Origin of the sequence: Haematomicrobium sanguinis DSM 21259 (assembly GCF_000688395.1) — a bacterium.
GTDB classification, from domain to species: domain Bacteria; phylum Actinomycetota; class Actinomycetes; order Actinomycetales; family Micrococcaceae; genus Haematomicrobium; species Haematomicrobium sanguinis.
The window spans coordinates 102,505-117,405 of sequence record NZ_JIAG01000009.1 but is presented as its reverse complement, the minus strand read 5'-3'; the positions used below and the strand labels follow the sequence as shown (position 1 = coordinate 117,405).

15 protein-coding genes are annotated in these 14,901 nt (G+C 60.8%); 10 read left to right on the top strand and 5 right to left on the bottom strand.

Features of this window, described 5'->3' with window-relative positions; all coding sequences use genetic code 11:
- Positions 1–16 precede the first annotated feature (16 nt).
- The 3 genes from O148_RS15935 (at position 17) to O148_RS15930 (ending at position 2,371) form a co-directional block, all read left to right on the top strand.
- Positions 17–448 (top strand): cytidine/deoxycytidylate deaminase family protein, encoded by a 432-nt coding sequence (locus O148_RS15935; protein ID WP_051620061.1) that lies wholly within the window; start codon positions 17–19, stop codon positions 446–448.
- 120 nt (positions 449–568) lie between these two features.
- Positions 569–1,546: a class 1b ribonucleoside-diphosphate reductase subunit beta gene (gene nrdF / locus O148_RS0109430; RefSeq protein WP_026530707.1), complete on the top strand. Its 978-nt coding sequence runs from the start codon at positions 569–571 to the stop codon at positions 1,544–1,546.
- A 30-nt stretch (positions 1,547–1,576) separates the two neighbouring features.
- Positions 1,577–2,371: a lipoate--protein ligase family protein gene (locus O148_RS15930; protein ID WP_051620060.1), complete on the top strand. Its 795-nt coding sequence runs from the start codon at positions 1,577–1,579 to the stop codon at positions 2,369–2,371.
- A gap of 85 nt (positions 2,372–2,456) precedes the next feature.
- On the opposite strand, the gene O148_RS0109420 is transcribed toward O148_RS15930, so the two are convergent.
- On the bottom strand, positions 2,457–2,780 hold the full coding sequence (locus O148_RS0109420) for an excalibur calcium-binding domain-containing protein (RefSeq protein WP_075204339.1): 324 nt from the start codon (positions 2,778–2,780) through the stop codon (positions 2,457–2,459).
- Between the two features lie 188 nt (positions 2,781–2,968).
- Here O148_RS0109420 and O148_RS15925 point away from each other — a divergent pair, with 188 nt between their 5' ends.
- Positions 2,969–5,086 carry a phosphocholine-specific phospholipase C gene (locus tag O148_RS15925; protein ID WP_075204338.1) on the top strand — a complete coding sequence of 706 codons (2,118 nt, stop codon included), beginning with the start codon at positions 2,969–2,971 and terminating at the stop codon, positions 5,084–5,086.
- Between the two features lie 3 nt (positions 5,087–5,089).
- On the opposite strand, the gene O148_RS0109410 is transcribed toward O148_RS15925, so the two are convergent.
- Complete coding sequence (locus O148_RS0109410; protein WP_026530705.1) at positions 5,090–5,350, bottom strand: mycoredoxin; 261 nt, start codon at positions 5,348–5,350, stop codon at positions 5,090–5,092.
- 87 nt (positions 5,351–5,437) lie between these two features.
- On the opposite strand from O148_RS0109410, the gene O148_RS15920 reads away from it, so the two are divergent.
- From O148_RS15920 to O148_RS0109380, 5 genes are all read left to right on the top strand, one after another.
- Positions 5,438–6,154, top strand: coding sequence for an AzlC family ABC transporter permease (locus O148_RS15920; RefSeq protein ID WP_084157238.1), 717 nt, complete (start codon positions 5,438–5,440; stop codon positions 6,152–6,154).
- A complete protein-coding gene (locus tag O148_RS0109400) occupies positions 6,151–6,477 on the top strand; it encodes a branched-chain amino acid transporter permease (RefSeq protein WP_026530704.1) in 327 nt (108 codons plus the stop codon). Before O148_RS15920 ends, O148_RS0109400 begins: the two co-directional genes overlap by 4 nt.
- A gap of 254 nt (positions 6,478–6,731) precedes the next feature.
- Positions 6,732–7,715, top strand: a complete 984-nt coding sequence (locus tag O148_RS0109390; protein WP_026530703.1) for an LLM class flavin-dependent oxidoreductase — start codon at positions 6,732–6,734, stop codon at positions 7,713–7,715.
- 92 nt (positions 7,716–7,807) lie between these two features.
- Positions 7,808–8,065: a type B 50S ribosomal protein L31 gene (locus O148_RS0109385; protein WP_026530702.1), complete on the top strand. Its 258-nt coding sequence runs from the start codon at positions 7,808–7,810 to the stop codon at positions 8,063–8,065.
- A 100-nt stretch (positions 8,066–8,165) separates the two neighbouring features.
- Positions 8,166–9,227, top strand: a complete 1,062-nt coding sequence (locus O148_RS0109380) for a lipoate-protein ligase LplAB (RefSeq protein WP_026530701.1) — start codon at positions 8,166–8,168, stop codon at positions 9,225–9,227.
- Between the two features lie 119 nt (positions 9,228–9,346).
- Here the strand turns inward: O148_RS0109380 and pepN are convergent, their stop codons facing one another.
- The 3 genes from pepN to glgC form a co-directional block, all read right to left on the bottom strand.
- Positions 9,347–11,944 carry an aminopeptidase N gene (gene pepN, locus O148_RS0109375; protein WP_026530700.1) on the bottom strand — a complete coding sequence of 866 codons (2,598 nt, stop codon included), beginning with the start codon at positions 11,942–11,944 and terminating at the stop codon, positions 9,347–9,349.
- 118 nt (positions 11,945–12,062) lie between these two features.
- Positions 12,063–12,290 carry a hypothetical protein gene (locus tag O148_RS0109370; protein WP_026530699.1) on the bottom strand — a complete coding sequence of 76 codons (228 nt, stop codon included), beginning with the start codon at positions 12,288–12,290 and terminating at the stop codon, positions 12,063–12,065.
- 21 nt (positions 12,291–12,311) lie between these two features.
- Complete coding sequence (gene glgC, locus O148_RS15915; RefSeq protein ID WP_035745661.1) at positions 12,312–13,544, bottom strand: glucose-1-phosphate adenylyltransferase; 1,233 nt, start codon at positions 13,542–13,544, stop codon at positions 12,312–12,314.
- 89 nt (positions 13,545–13,633) lie between these two features.
- On the opposite strand from glgC, the gene glgA reads away from it, so the two are divergent.
- The gene (gene glgA / locus O148_RS0109360) at positions 13,634–14,830 is read left to right on the top strand and encodes a glycogen synthase (RefSeq protein ID WP_026530698.1); all 1,197 of its coding nucleotides are present in this window, start codon (positions 13,634–13,636) and stop codon (positions 14,828–14,830) included.
- Positions 14,831–14,901 lie beyond the last annotated feature (71 nt).

Here is a 14,901-nt window from a genome sequence, read left to right as displayed (position 1 = left end):
CACCAGAGAGATACCGATGGAATCACTCAGCGAACTCGAGAGGGAACTGGTCGAGGTTGCGACCAGCACTGTCGAACGGTGGGGCCGCTCGCCATTGCATACCGTGGCAGCAGCGGCGCTCGACGCAAGCGGGCGGATCCTTACGGGTATGAACCTGTACCACTTTTTGGGTGGACCGTGTGCGGAAGTCACTGTGATGGCCAAAGCAGCCTCGGAGACTGACCATCCCCTGGTCACGATGGTCGCTGTGGGAGACGATGAGCGTGGTGTTATCCCGCCGTGTGGCAAATGCCGGCAGGTCATGATTGATCGCAACCCGCACATGAAGGTCATTGTCCCCACCGTTGACGGGCTCACGGTGGAATCGATCGCTACGCTCCTGCCGGTGAACTATCGCCGCGACGGCATGGAGGGCTCGAGTTCGCGGGAGGAACGGAATGACCTGTGAATAAGCACCTACAACCCAGCCGCGAAAGACGATCAATTCTCCTTCGCGACGTTTGAACTACTCACGTCACACGCACTATTAGCGCGACGGCCGAATGCGAAAGCAAATGAGGATGAAAGAATGACACCGGAAAAACTGAAGCTCGTTGATCACGTGCAGGCGATCAACTGGAACCGCATCCAGGATGACAAGGACGTCGAGGTGTGGAACCGACTCGTCAACAATTTCTGGCTGCCGGAGAAGGTTCCGCTTTCCAATGACGTGCAGTCCTGGAACACGTTGACGCCGGAAGAGCAACAGCTCACCATGCGGGTCTTCACCGGTCTGACTCTCCTGGACACAATCCAGGGAACCGTGGGCGCTGTTAGCCTCATTCCGGATGCCATCACCCCGCATGAAGAAGCGGTGTACACCAACATCGCCTTCATGGAGTCGGTGCACGCCAAGAGCTACTCCTCGATCTTCTCGACCCTGTGCTCGACCAAAGAAATCGACGATGCGTTCCGCTGGTCGGTGGAGAACCAGAATCTGCAGAAGAAGGCGCAGATCGTCATGGATTACTACCGCGGCGATGAGCCGCTCAAGCGCAAGGTCGCCTCGACGCTGCTCGAGTCCTTCCTGTTCTACTCCGGTTTCTACCTGCCGATGTACTGGTCAAGCCGCGCGAAGCTCACCAACACAGCGGACCTTATTCGCTTGATCATCCGCGACGAAGCAGTTCACGGCTACTACATTGGCTACAAATTCCAACGCGGGCTGGAAGTGCAGACCCCGGAAAAGCGCCAGGAAATCAAGGACTACACCTTCGATTTGCTTTACGAGCTTTACGACAACGAGGTCCAGTACACCCACGATCTCTACGACTCCGTCGGGCTCGCCGAAGACGTGAAGAAGTTCCTGCATTACAACGCGAACAAGGCGCTCATGAATCTCGGCTATGAGGCGATGTTCCCGAGTTCGGTCACGGATGTGAATCCGGCGATCCTCTCGGCGCTGTCTCCGAACGCGGACGAGAACCACGACTTCTTCTCCGGCTCCGGCTCGTCCTATGTCATCGGCAAGGCGGTCAACACCGAAGACGAAGACTGGGACTTCTAGGGAGTCTCCATTTCAGAATCAACTCATAGCATGCGCAGGCAGCGTCCACGCCGGGAGTCAACTCTTGGATGGGCGCTGCAGTCGCGTTCACTTGGTGCGGCCGAAGACCTCGACTACGCACTGACGTTGTTGCGAGCCGTCCAGTCTGGCGACCTTGGCGCGATGGTCCGCATCTATCGCCCCGAGCCGACGGTGTCTTTTGGACAACGCGATGCACGGTTACCTGGGTTTGCCCATGCCTCACGCCGCAGCGCGGAACTGGGGTTCACTCCGGTGATCCGCAAGGCCGGCGGACGCGCCGCAGCCTACCATCGCGGCAGTCTCGTGGTCGATCATCTCGAGCCCAACGATGACGCCAAGATTGAAACCCAAGCTCGCTTCGTCGGATTCGCAAACCTGTTTGTCGAGGCGCTAGAGAGCATCGGGGTCTCTGCCGGTGTCGGGGAGATACCGGGGGAGTACTGTCCGGGCGAGTTCTCTGTGCACGGCAAAACCATGAGTGGCACCAAGATCAAACTTATTGGTACGGCGCAACGGGTCGTCAAAGGTGCATGGTTGTTCTCATCCTCGATCGTTGTCGAAAATACCCCGCCCATCCGTGAGGTAACCGAAGCCGTCTACGATGCGTTGGGCTTGGACCTCGACCCCGCAACTATCGGCTCCGCCCAGGACCTCAACGCCCTGGTGACCACCGAGATGGTGAGCCGGGCCATCGAAGGCGCGTATCGCCGTCGTACATCTCTTGAGCCGATCGAATTTGAGCAGCTTCTCACGCGTGTTCCGCCGCACGCTCACATTCCTGACACGAAAATAGGGTTGTTTTGACAAAGTAGGGGAGTATACGGCCCTACTTTGTCAAAACAACCCTAGAAAGTCGGCGAAGGAGAGGCGCTGTGCCGCCGCGAGGCGACTACCGCTCGCAGGCAATCCCGTCACGGTCGCGATCCAGGTGCTTGTTCGCTGTGTAGAGGGCGTTGTCGACGCGGTGCAAATTCTTGGCATTGCGCTTGGGCTTGCCGTTAGCCAGGTCGCGAGCGCCCTTTTTGCCTACGCCGTGCGGGTACTTTTTCGTCAGCTCGGTGCAGTTCTTGAACTTCTTCGCCGCGAACGGTTGGGCCGCAGAGGTTTGAGGTGTCGCATCCGCGTCCGCCGCCTGTGCGGGCGCAACGGAGGCACCCAATAATGCGAGCGTGGCGACGGCGGGCAGGGTCAATCGAAGGAAATTGCGTGTCATGGTGTCCCCGGAAAGTACTAGTGGGCCGCGAGTTCGGCCAGAAAATAGGATAGCGCCCGGGACGCCCGCCAACCGTCTGCAAAGAAAAATCGCGCGAACCCATTAGCAAGACTGATTCATCGGACTATTCTTGTGGCGTTTGCCCCAGGTTAACCATTCTTTACCTCACCGTTGAGAGGCTACTTCCCATGGCACAAGCACCGAAGAAACCATCCGCTATTTCACGTCGATTCTTTATGGGTCTGGGCGCGGCAACTGCCGCAGGTTCCCTCCTGCCCGTCTCTTTCCAGAAGGCCATGGCGTTGCCGCCGGCGCCCGGGGGATTGCAGGGCGTTGAGCACGTGATCGTGCTGATGCAGGAAAACCGTTCCTTTGACCACTACTTCGGTACGTTGCAAGGCGTGCAAGGATTTGCGGATAAGACCGTGCTGCGGCGGCGCAACTCGGACAAGACCCTTTTTGAGCAATCGCCGAGCGGCTCGGACTCCACCATCATGCCGTTCCTCGCCCGAGACGCGGTCAACAAGGACCAAAAGAACATCGAGTTCCTGGCCTCGCTGCCGCACAGTTGGGGCGATGGCGGCACCGCGGTCGCAGGCGGCTGGTGGGACCAGTGGATCCCGGCCAAGGGCGCCGCGAGCATGGCCGGGTACGATCGACAGGACATTCCATTCCAGTTTGAACTCGCCGACAAGTTCACCATCTGCGACGCCTACCACTGCTCCATTACCACTGGAACCAGCCCCAACCGCAACTATCTGGTGTCCGGCCACACCGGATATGAGCCCGGCACCAACCAACGCGCCGTGACCAACGCCGCCTACAACGCCAGGCATCCCGGCTACGAGTGGAAGGCCTACACCGAATACCTAAGCGATGCCGGTGTCAGCTGGCAGGTCATGCAGGAGTGGGACAACTTCACGGACAACAACACCGAATACTTCCGCGCCTACAAACTCGTGGCGAACAAGGTGCTGGGCGCACTGAATCTCGGCCAAAACTTCCTGAATATGGAGAACTTCTACTCGGCGGTCCGTGCCGCCAGCCCCGCGCGCCGAACCGAAATGCAAAACCGGCTCAACGAGGTCGTCGCCACGCTCTCCGAGCGCGAACAGGAAATGTTCAACGGCGCGCTTCGCCGCGGCGAAGACGGTAGCCTCACCAACCAGTTCCGCACCGCAGTTGAAAGCGGAACACTACCCAAGGTGACCTATCTGGTGGCGAGCGCGGCCGACTGCGAGCACCCGGCCTCGTCCTCGCCGATCCAGTCCTCCAACATTGTCTACGACATCCTCCAGGTCTTTGGCGACAACCCGGAACTCTGGCAAAAGTCCGTCTTCTTGATCAACTATGACGAGTTCGATGGCTACTTCGACCACGTTCCAGCGCCACGCCCCGAACCCAGCATGACCGATGAGTTCTACCAGGGCTCCGCGATGGGTCTCGGACCGCGCGTCCCGATGACCGTCATTTCACCGTGGTCGGTTGGCGGCTGGGTGTGCTCGGAAGTTTTCGACCATACCTCGGTCGTCAAATTCTTGGAAACCTGGACCGGCGTGAAATCGGAGATGCTCACCGACTGGCGCCGCGCGACCGTGGGCGATCTCACCAGCGCACTCAACTTCGAGGGCGCGCCAGTTCCCGCTCTGCCGACGGTCACGCAACCGGGCCCGATTCCGCCCTTCAACGGCCGCTGGGCCGCGCAACCGCCGAGCGCGCAGGCGATGCCCGCCCAGGAACCTGGCGTGCGCGCTTCGCGCCCGCTGCCCTACGCTTTGGACGCGAGCTTCGCAGTTGCAAACGGCACCTTGACGATCACGGTAAAGAACGACGGCGATCGGCCGGCTCCCATAGCCATCTACAACTATGCGGATACTCGCCAAGCACCCATCCACGCCAACGTATCCGGGGCGCGCACGTTCACTCTGCCGGGCTCCGGCGGGATCGACGTCGTGGTGACTGGGCCTAACCGGTTCCGCCGAGACTTCGCCTCGAAATCCGGTGACGTGTCGGTGGCGGCAACTGCAGATCACCGTGCGCAACGCTTGAGCGTCCAAGTAGCTAACGCGAGCCCAGCGAAGCGCACCATGAGGCTCGCAAGTTCGGCCAAGAACAACGCCCGCCCGCTCGTGCTCCCGGCCGGAAAGGCTAAGAGCGTCGGCGTGGACGCTCGCGACAAGTCCGGATGGTATGAGGTGGAGATTGTTGAAGATGGGTTCCGGTACTGGGCGACTGGTCACCTCAACAACGGGAAAGCGTCGGTGACAAGCCCATTTGGCCAGGACGCCGATTACCCAATCGCCTAGTTTCTAAGCGATCCCGAGCTTATCCTTGACCGCGAGAGCCGGGGGATTGGTCGCAGAGCTACCGTCGGGGTAGATCACAGTCGGCACCACTTGGTTGCCGTCATTGATCGACTCGACGAGCTTTGCGGCCTCGGGCGTCTCTTCGATGTTGATCTCGTTGTACTCGATGCCCATCCGGTCAAGTTGCGACTTGAGATTGCGGCAGTATCCGCACCAGGTCGTTGAAAACATGGTGATGGTGCCATCTTGAGGGGTGAATTCCACGGGTGGTCTCCTTGATCTATTCGACTATTTTGCTAACACTGTCACGAAGTTCAGCATTTCCGAATTCGCCGATTAAGCTCGGTGAACATGAGATGGTTCTGGCCCGCGTTTCGGGTCTCCTGGCCGGTGTTTGCCGCGTACTTTCCATTGGGCGCTGCCCTCGGTGTGCTCGCCGTGAGCACCGGCCTGGATTGGTATTGGGCGCCGATTTTCGCAACGATCATCTTCGCCGGGTCTATCGAGTTCGTGGCGATCGGCATGGTCGCAACGGCGATGCCGCTGCTGCAGGTTGCAACCCTTGCGCTGCTGATCAACTTTCGTCACGTCTTTTATGGCTTCAGCTTTCCCATCCAGAAGCTTCGCACCCGGGCGCAAAAGGTGTACGGGATATTCGCGCTCACCGATGAAGCCTTTGCCATTGCGGCGACGCCCGTAGGCAAGGAATTGAGCGGCGCCTCCTTGACGGCGTTCCAGGTTATGACGCAGGTGTATTGGGTCGCCGGAGCCGTGACGGGAGCGCTCCTTGGCGGTTTCCTTCCGCCGAATGTGACCGGATTCGAATTCGCGCTCACCGCCATGTTCGCAGTTCTCTTTCTGATGGCGCGCGAACAAGATCGGAGCGTGGTTGCCCTCATACTTGGATTTCTGGGGGCCGGTGTCGGGTTGCTCAGCGAACGGGTCCTTGCCGCGAATACCTTTTTGCTTTCCGGAATGACCTTCTACTTTGTGGCGACCTCGCTGTGGTTCTGGGGAACACGCCGTCGTCATTCAGGAGGAACCATGCGAGGGGAGGCGCGCGCATGAGCGGGCCCGGCTACACGCTGGCAATTGCGCTGGTCATCGCCGCGGTAACGCAGGTGTTGCGCTGGATCCCGTTTGCGTTGCCGAAGCGAGTGCGGGAGAGCGAATATATGGCGTTTTTGCAGGAGCATTTGCCTGTCGGGTTCATGCTGATCCTGACCGTGTACACGCTCATGCACGTCAATGTCGCGGTGCCGCCGTACGGGATTCCCGAGGCGTCCGCGCTGGCGGTGACCTTCGGACTGTATTACTGGCGAAAGAACCTCGTGGTGGCGACCCTGGGTGGGATCGTCTGCTACTTGCTGCTGGTGAATCTCGTGTTCTAGCGTGGCTCCTCATGTGTCCGAAGGCTTAGCCGCCGGTCAACTCGGCGATGATCTCGACGACAATTGGCATGAGCGCGGCGATGTTTATCGCGACACCTAGCGGAACCGCGAGGGCGCAAACGGCAATGTGACGGTTAGGCTTCACATATACACACCTATGTGCGGTCGCCCGGAGTGAGTTACATACGGCGGCTGCGCGCAGAGCGGGTACATTACCCGGAAATTACTCGACCTGATGAAGGGTTGGCACAACCATGCGACTATCACTTCTGGATCTGTCCATCATCGGCCCCACCGAAACCGCCCGCGAGTCACTCGAGGGCAGCGTCCGGCTAGCCCGCGCGGCCGAAGCCGGGGGTTTGCACCGGATTTGGTTCGCCGAACACCACAACATGCGGGAGGTCGCCTCCAGCGCCACCGCCGTCCTGGTGGGCCACATCGCGGGCGCCACCGAACGGATCAGGGTGGGCGCCGGCGGCATCATGCTGCCCAACCATTCGCCGCTGACGGTCGCCGAACAGTTCGGCACGTTGGAGACGCTGTACCCTGGCCGCATCGACTTGGGGCTTGGCCGCGCTCCGGGCGGTGACCGGCGCACCCTCTACGCTCTGCGCCGCGACGAGACCAGCTCCGACCGTTTCCCTTCCGATGTGGTGGAACTCCAGCGCTACCTGAACGAGGAATTTGACGCCCAAGGCGTGAACGCCGTGCCCGGCTGGGGGACCCGAGTCCCGCTCTACATTCTCGGTTCCTCGCTTTTCGGGGCGGACCTGGCCGCAAAGCTCGGCTTGCCCTACGCGTTTGCCTCCCACTTTGCCCCCGGCGCTCTCCAGGATGCGCTGGCACACTACCGGTCCACATTCCGGCCATCGGCAGAACTCGCCGAACCGTACACCATCGTCGGTGCCAACGTTTTCGCTGCCGACACCCCCGAGGACGCCGAGCGCATCCGCCAGCAGGTCACCCGTCAGCGCGTGAAGCGGTTCTTGCCGCCGGGCCGCAACTACACGGATCAAGAGATTGATCAGATCCTCGCTTCCCCCGAGGGCACGAAGGTCGCCGAGATGCTCAGCGTCTCCGCGGTCGGCACCGGATCCGAGGTGAAGCGCGGTCTAGAGGCCATCAAGCAAGCCACCGGGACCGATGAAATCATCGCGACCTTTAACGGTACCACGGTCGCCGAACGAGTGCGCGCGGTCGAGATCACCGCGGCGTCCGGGGTTGTCAGCGAGACCTAGCCCGAGATGCTAGTATTGACTGTCGGTCATTCGACCGCCAAAACACACCTTGCACCTGGCAAAATCCAGGCGCGCCAAGAAAAGGACCTATTGTGAAGACTGGTATTCACCCGGATTATCACCCCGTCGTGTTCCGTGACCTTGCCTCCGGCAAGTCCTTCCTGACCCGCTCCACCGTCGGCAGCGACAAGACCGTGGAATGGGAAGACGGCAACACCTACCCGCTCATCGAGGTTGAAATTTCCTCCGAGTCGCACCCCTTCTACACCGGCAAGCAGCGCATCATGGACTCCGCTGGCCGTGTCGAGCGCTTCAACCAGCGTTTCAAGGGCTTCGGCGGCAAGAAGTAATCCGCTCCGCAGCTTTGTTGGTGGCCGGTACCTGGTTTCAGGTGCCGGCCACCGCTGTATCTACCGGAAGTAAAGCACCCCAGAAAGCGTTAGCAACCACGTGAACACCGAATACGAAGGACAATACAAGGTCCCCGGCGGCAAACTAGTCCGCGCGAACTTCAGTGCCGAAGACGGCCTGATCACCGACATGAATATCAACGGCGACTTCTTCCTCGACCCGGACGAAGCCCTCGAGGACATCAACAATGCGCTCAACGGTTTGCCGCTGAACACGCCGCGCACCGTGATGATCCGCAGCATTGAGGACGGGTTGCGTGCCGAGGCGGCGCTTCACGGCTTTGACGCCGAGGCAATTACGACGGCGGTGCGCCGCGGAGCGGGTTTCGCCACCACCTGGGATGATCACCAATGGGACGTTATTCCACCAACGCCCATGAGTGCGGCCATGCATGTGGCCGTGGATGAGGTCCTGACCAGGGAGGTAGGGGACGGTGTCCGCAATCCGACCTTGCGTTTTTGGGAGTGGGAGGCTCCCTCGATCGTGATCGGGAGCTTCCAGTCGCTGGCCAACGAGGTTGACGCCGCAAACGTTGAAAAATACGGCGTGGGCGTGGTGCGGCGCATTTCCGGCGGCGGGGCCATGTTCATGGAGCGTGGTAATGCGATCACCTATTCTCTGTATGTCCCGCAAACCCTCGTGGACGGGCTCAGCTATGCCGACTCCTACCCGTTCTTGGATTCCTGGGTCATGGCATCACTGCAAAAGCTCGGCATCAACGCTTTCTACAAGCCGTTGAACGATATTGCGACAGATCAGGGCAAGATCGGCGGTGCCGCGCAAAAACGCATGGCCAACGGGGGACTGCTCCATCACGTGACCATGTCCTATGACATGAACGCGGAGAAAATGGTCGAGGTTTTGCGCATAGGCCGCGAAAAGCTCTCGGATAAGGGCATCAAGAGCGCGGTCAAGCGAGTCGACCCGCTCAAGCGGCAAACCGGGCTCTCCCGCGAAGAGATCATTCGCACCATGATGGACACCTTTGTCGAGACCACCGGCGCCACGCTTTCCGAGCTGAGCGCGGCCGAACGCGCGGAGGCGGAAGAGCTGGTGGCTACCAAGTTCGCGACCCCGGAGTGGACGGCTCGCGTTCCCTAGGCCCATTTACCCTTGGCACAGCAACCGTAAGCACAGCGCCTCACTCTGCAGGCCCAAATTAACTTTGCCGGCCCATATATGCGCCTGCGAAGTTAAAGTGAGCCTGCAAAGTGGTGGCTCTACACGTTGGAGAGGCGCTGAGCGGCGCGCGACTGACCAAGCAGGAAAGCCTCTTCGCGCAGAACACGGGTGAGCGCTGCCGGCGCGTCCGGATGGTCTGCGAGCCACCTCTCGGTGAGTGTTACGGCATCGATTGACGCCTCGGTGTCCGGGCCCTGCCACGAAGGGTAGAGACCGCGAACCAGCCGTTGCGCAATCTCAATACTGTTCTCGGCCCAGAACGCCTCCAGACCCGTAAAGTACTCCGGTACAAACGGGTCCAAGAGGGCGCTGGAACCGTCAGTGAAACCGTCGATCAGCGCGCTTACCTCATCGTTGGAGAGCGCGTCTGCACCACTCACGCGCTCGAAAGCGTCCTGCTTTGCCGCACCCGAATTCTCTGCGCTCACGGCACGCAAATACCCGACGTGACCGCTCGCGGTGCGATCCGCGCGGCGGGCCGTCTCAAGCTGATCTCGCTCAAGTGCGCCCAGGGCCGAGAGTGTGCGCAAAATGCGCCAGCGCAGATCATCATCGAGAGTTTGCGAACCAAGTTCACCGGCGGCGAGAGCGCGCTGCAACCCATCGGCGGATGCCGAAACGAGAGCAGCGACGCGAATCATGAAGCGCGTCCAGATGAGGCGTGTCTGCTCGGGGGCGCGCTCTTGTTCGACCTCGGCAGTATCGAAAACCTGGCGAGCCATTTCGGGACGTGCGTCTTCGCCTAAGTAGTGCGTCAACGCGAAGTACACATTGGCGAGCACCGTCTCCAAGACCGATGAGTATTTTGCTGTGGGGGCATAACGCATAACCGCCTGAATGTATGCGGCGGCAGGCAGTTTTGCGTCCCGGGTCATGGTCCACAGCGCTGCAAGTGAGACGGCTTGAGCCAGCGGGTCCCGCACGTCCTTGAGATTGCTCAACAGTGTGTTCAAGGATTGCTCGTCAAAGCTCACACGGGCGTAGGTCTCGTCCCCGACATTGGGCACTAAGAGGGCCGGTCGAGGTTGGTGGGCCAATTCGGCGACAACGGTTTCCTCGGTCTGCGCATCGACGTCAAAGGTGCCGGTGGCAACCAAGGAGGCATCGTCGTCGTAATCAAAAATGCCAAGCGTAAAGCGCTGCGGACGCGCTCCGCGAACCCCTGTGACCGAATCCGCCGCGTCCTGCACCATGGTTGCCGAGCCGATCTGACCCGCATCCCCGCTCAGTTCGGCACGGAGCTCGGGGACCCCGGAGGTTTCCAGCCACGCCGCAGACCAGGCGCGCATATCCCGCCCAGAAGCACGCTCGAGGGCGTCCAGGAAGTCGTTCAGCGTCGTATTGCCGAAGGCATGCTCGCGGAAATAGCTGCGAGCGGCGTCGATGAAACTGTCGAACCCCACGTAGGCGACCAACTGTTTGAGCACCGAGGCGCCCTTGGCGTAGGTGATGCCGTCAAAGTTCTGTTTTGCGGCATCGAGGTCGGTGATGTCGGCCACGATCGGGTGCGTGGTGGGAAGCGAGTCCTGCTGGTATGCCCAAAGCTTGCGGCGATTGGCGAAATTGACCCAGGCTTCGGTGAACTCGGTGGCCTCGGCCGAGGCGAGGGTGCCCATGTATTCGGCAAAGGACTCTTTGAGCCACAGGTCATCCCACCATTTCATCGTCACAAGGTCCCCGAACCACATATGCGCCATCTCGTGCATGATCGTGTTGGCGCGGGCCGAGTATTGCAGCCGGGTGGCGGCAGAGGTGAAGATGTAGGACTCGGTGAAGGTGACAAGTCCCGGGTTTTCCATGGCGCCAAGGTTGTATTCGGGGACAAACGCCTGGTCATATTTGCCGAAAGGGTACGGGTACTCAAAGAGCGTGTGGAAGTAGGAGAGCCCCGCCTTGGTGAGCGCGAAGATCGCCTCGTGGTCAAAGTGCTCGGCGATGGAGGAACGGCAATAGAGTCCAAACGGAACGGTGAGCTCGGTGGTGCCCCCGCGCCCGTCGGGAACGGTCTCGGTCCATTCGTCGCGGACCTGGAAGTAGGGTCCCGCGAGGATGGTCGTAATGTAGGTGGAAATGCGTTCGGTGGGTTTGAACGTCCAGGTGCTCGTCTCGCCGGTGCGGCGCCAGGATAAGCGCTTGGTGTTGGAAGCTACGACCCAATCTGCCGGCGCGGTCACCGCGAAGGTGAAGCTGGCTTTGAGGTCGGGTTGCTCAAAGTTGGGAAAGACACGGCGGGAGTCCGCGGGTTCGTATTGGGTGTAGAGGTAACACTGACCGTCTGCCGGGTCGAAGAACCGGTGCAGACCTTCGCCAGAGCGGCTATAGCGGGAGTTGGCCGTCACGGTGACTTCGTTGCTGGCTTCGAGGCGCGGCAACTCAATGCGCGCGCCGTTGACCTGCTCGGCCGCATCCAGTGTGGTGCCGTTGAGCGTGATGCTTTCGACGTTTTCGCCCAGGTAATCCAAGAACGTGCTCGCTCCGGGGGAGGAGCACTCGAAACGTATGGTGCACGTCACCGGATAGGTTAATTGTGCCTCGTGCGGTGCGCCGGTGAGATCCAGGTGAACTTGGTAGTCCTGGACGGTGATCAGTTGAGAGCGTTGGCGCGCGTCGGAGCGACTGAGATTCTGGTTATGCACGCTTCACAGTGTAGGCAGATGCGATGTGCCCCGGCCAACACGGCCCGACGGCGGCCAACAGCGGCCAACACCGGCTGGCGCTAAACACAACACCGCCGGGGCCGAGCCCGACACCCGCCTATAACCGGTCTTCGGGCTCATCGGTGGGCCCCTGCGCCTCCTTGCGAACCACGAATCCTTGAAACGCCAATCCCGCGGCGACCCCGAAAACGCCAAACGCGATGATCATGCCGCCCATATCGCCCCAGCCGAAACCGCTGACGGCTTCACCCACTTGGGGCTGAAATAGCAACACCAGAATACCGAGCGCCGCAAAAACCGCCGCCGCCACAAACCACTTCTTCACGCAAATTCGCCTTTGGCTACCTTAAAACTGTTGATCCTTGGCTAGTACCGTCAACCCGGAATCGGTGACGGTAAAGCCGCGAGCGCGGTCCGCCTCCGGATCGACCCCCACGCTTTCACCATCCGGGACCACGACATTCTTGTCGATAATAGCGCGCCGGACGGTGGCGCCTTGACCAATGCGCACATTGTCCATGATGACCGAGTCGGTGACCTCCGCGCCGGCATCGACAAAAACTTCCCGGCCCAACACCGATCCGCCTACCGCGCCACCGGACACCACCACACCGGCAGACACAATCGAATCGGTGGAGGATCCGGATTCGCCCGCGGCGCTTCGCACAAATTTCGCGGGCGGGGCATTGGTGTGCAGGGTGTAGATCGGCCAGGAGGCGTTATAGAGGTCAAAGGCGGGCAGCGGGGCGATCAGATCCATATTCGCCTCATAGTAGGAGTCCAGGGTTCCCACATCCCGCCAGTACCGGGCGTTTTCCGGGGTGGCGCCAGGGACCTCGTTGCGGGTGAAGTCGTAGACGCCCGCCTGATTCTGCTCGACGAAATACGGGATGATGTCCCCGCCCATGTCATGTTTGGTGTCCAAGCGCACGTTGTCCTCATGGAGCGCCTCCACCAGCGCCGACGCCGTGAAGACATAGTTGCCCATCGAGGCCAGAAACGAGTTCGGGTCTTCGGCTAGCCCCGGTGTCGATTCCGGTTTTTCCACAAAACCCTTGATCCGATCCGGGTTCTCAGCGAACGTCTCGATCACCCCAAACTGGTTCGCCAGGGCGAGCGGCTGCCGCACCCCGGCCACGGTGGCATCCGCCCCAGAGTCGATGTGCGCGTCCAGCATTTGCGAAAAGTCCATCCGGTACACGTGATCGGCGCCGATGACCACCACATAATCCGGGGCGGCATCCTTGATGAGATTCTCGGACTGGAAGATGGCGTTCGCCGAACCGAGGAACCAATCCTTGGACACGCGTTGTTGCGCGGGAACGGTCGCAATGTAGTTACCGAGCTGGGTGGACAGCCGCCACGTTTCGGACACGTGCCGGTCCAGCGAGTGGGACTTGTACTGGGTGAGCACCACTATTTGCAGGTACCGCGAATTCGCCAGGTTACTCAGCGCAAAATCAATGAGCCGGTAGCTCCCGCCGAACGGCACCGCCGGCTTCGCCCGATCCATGGTCAACGGCATCAGCCGCTTCCCCTCGCCACCGGCAAGCACAATTGCCAACACTTTCGGTGCCATGACATCCCCCTCTGTTACACCCGGGCCGCGCGTTTACGGCCACACTTCGACCCTAGAACATTCCGGGCCGCATGCACTAGGTTTAGAGCGTGCGGATCGATATGGTGACCAAAGAATTTCCCCCCAACATCTACGGCGGGGCCGGGGTGCATGCCGCCGAACTCGCCCGGGTGCTCAGCTCCCTCGTGGACCTCAAGGTCCACGCCTTTGGCACCAACGCGCCGGCCGACTATTTTGGCGCCCGCGTGGAATTCACGCCTACTCCCGCGAGCATGAGCCAAGCGAACCCGGTGAGCCAGACACTCGCCGTCGACCTTCAGATCATGAATGCGCTGGAAGGTACGAATCTCATTCACTCCCACACCTGGTACGCGAATTTTGCGGGACTGGCCGGCGCGAAACTCTATGGTGTGCCGCATGTGGTGACCGCGCACAGCCTCGAGCCGCTGCGCCCGTGGAAAGCCGAGCAGCTCGGCGGCGGTTACCGGCTGTCCAGCTGGATTGAGCGGGAGGCCTATCAGGATGCCGACGCTGTGATTGCGGTGTCCGAGGGGATGCGCCGCGATATTTTGCGGGTGTACCCGCACATCGATCCGGCCAAGGTGCACACGATTTATAACGGCATTGACGCCGCGCGCTTCCATCCGGTGAAGAACGACGGCGACCTAGCCGCCTTGGGCGTGGATCCTCGCCTTCCCTCGGTGGTCTTCGTGGGCAGAATTACCCGGCAGAAGGGGGTTCCCTACCTTTTGAAGGCGGCGCGCGAGCTGGATCCCGAGGTGCAACTCGTGTTGTGCGCAGGGGCCGCGGATACCCCCGAACTGGCGGCCGAGGTGGCCGAGCTCATCGCGCAATTGCGGGCAACCCGCTCAAATGTGGTGGTGATTGAACGGATGCTCTCCCACGAGGAACTGCTCACGGTGCTCTCGCATGCGACGGTGTTCGCGTGCCCGTCGATTTACGAGCCGCTCGGGATTGTGAACCTGGAGGCGATGGCTTGCGGCGCTCCGGTGGTGGCGACCGCGACCGGGGGAATTCCCGAAGTCGTCGTGGATGGGGTGACCGGGATTTTGGTCCCGATCGAGCAAGCGGACGATGGGACCGGCACACCGGTGGACGAGGCGAAGTTTGTGGCCGATTTTGCCGCCGCACTCAATACCGTTCTCGGCGATCCGGCGATGGCCGCACGCATGGGGGAAGCCGGGCGCAAGCGAGCGGCCGAGGACTTCTCTTGGGAGGCGATCGGCGAGCAGACGGTCGACCTGTACCGCGCCCTCAGCTCCTGACCCCTCCCTCTACTGTGTAGCAGTTAATGCCCATGTTCGGGCCAACATGGGCATTAACTGCTACACAGTCG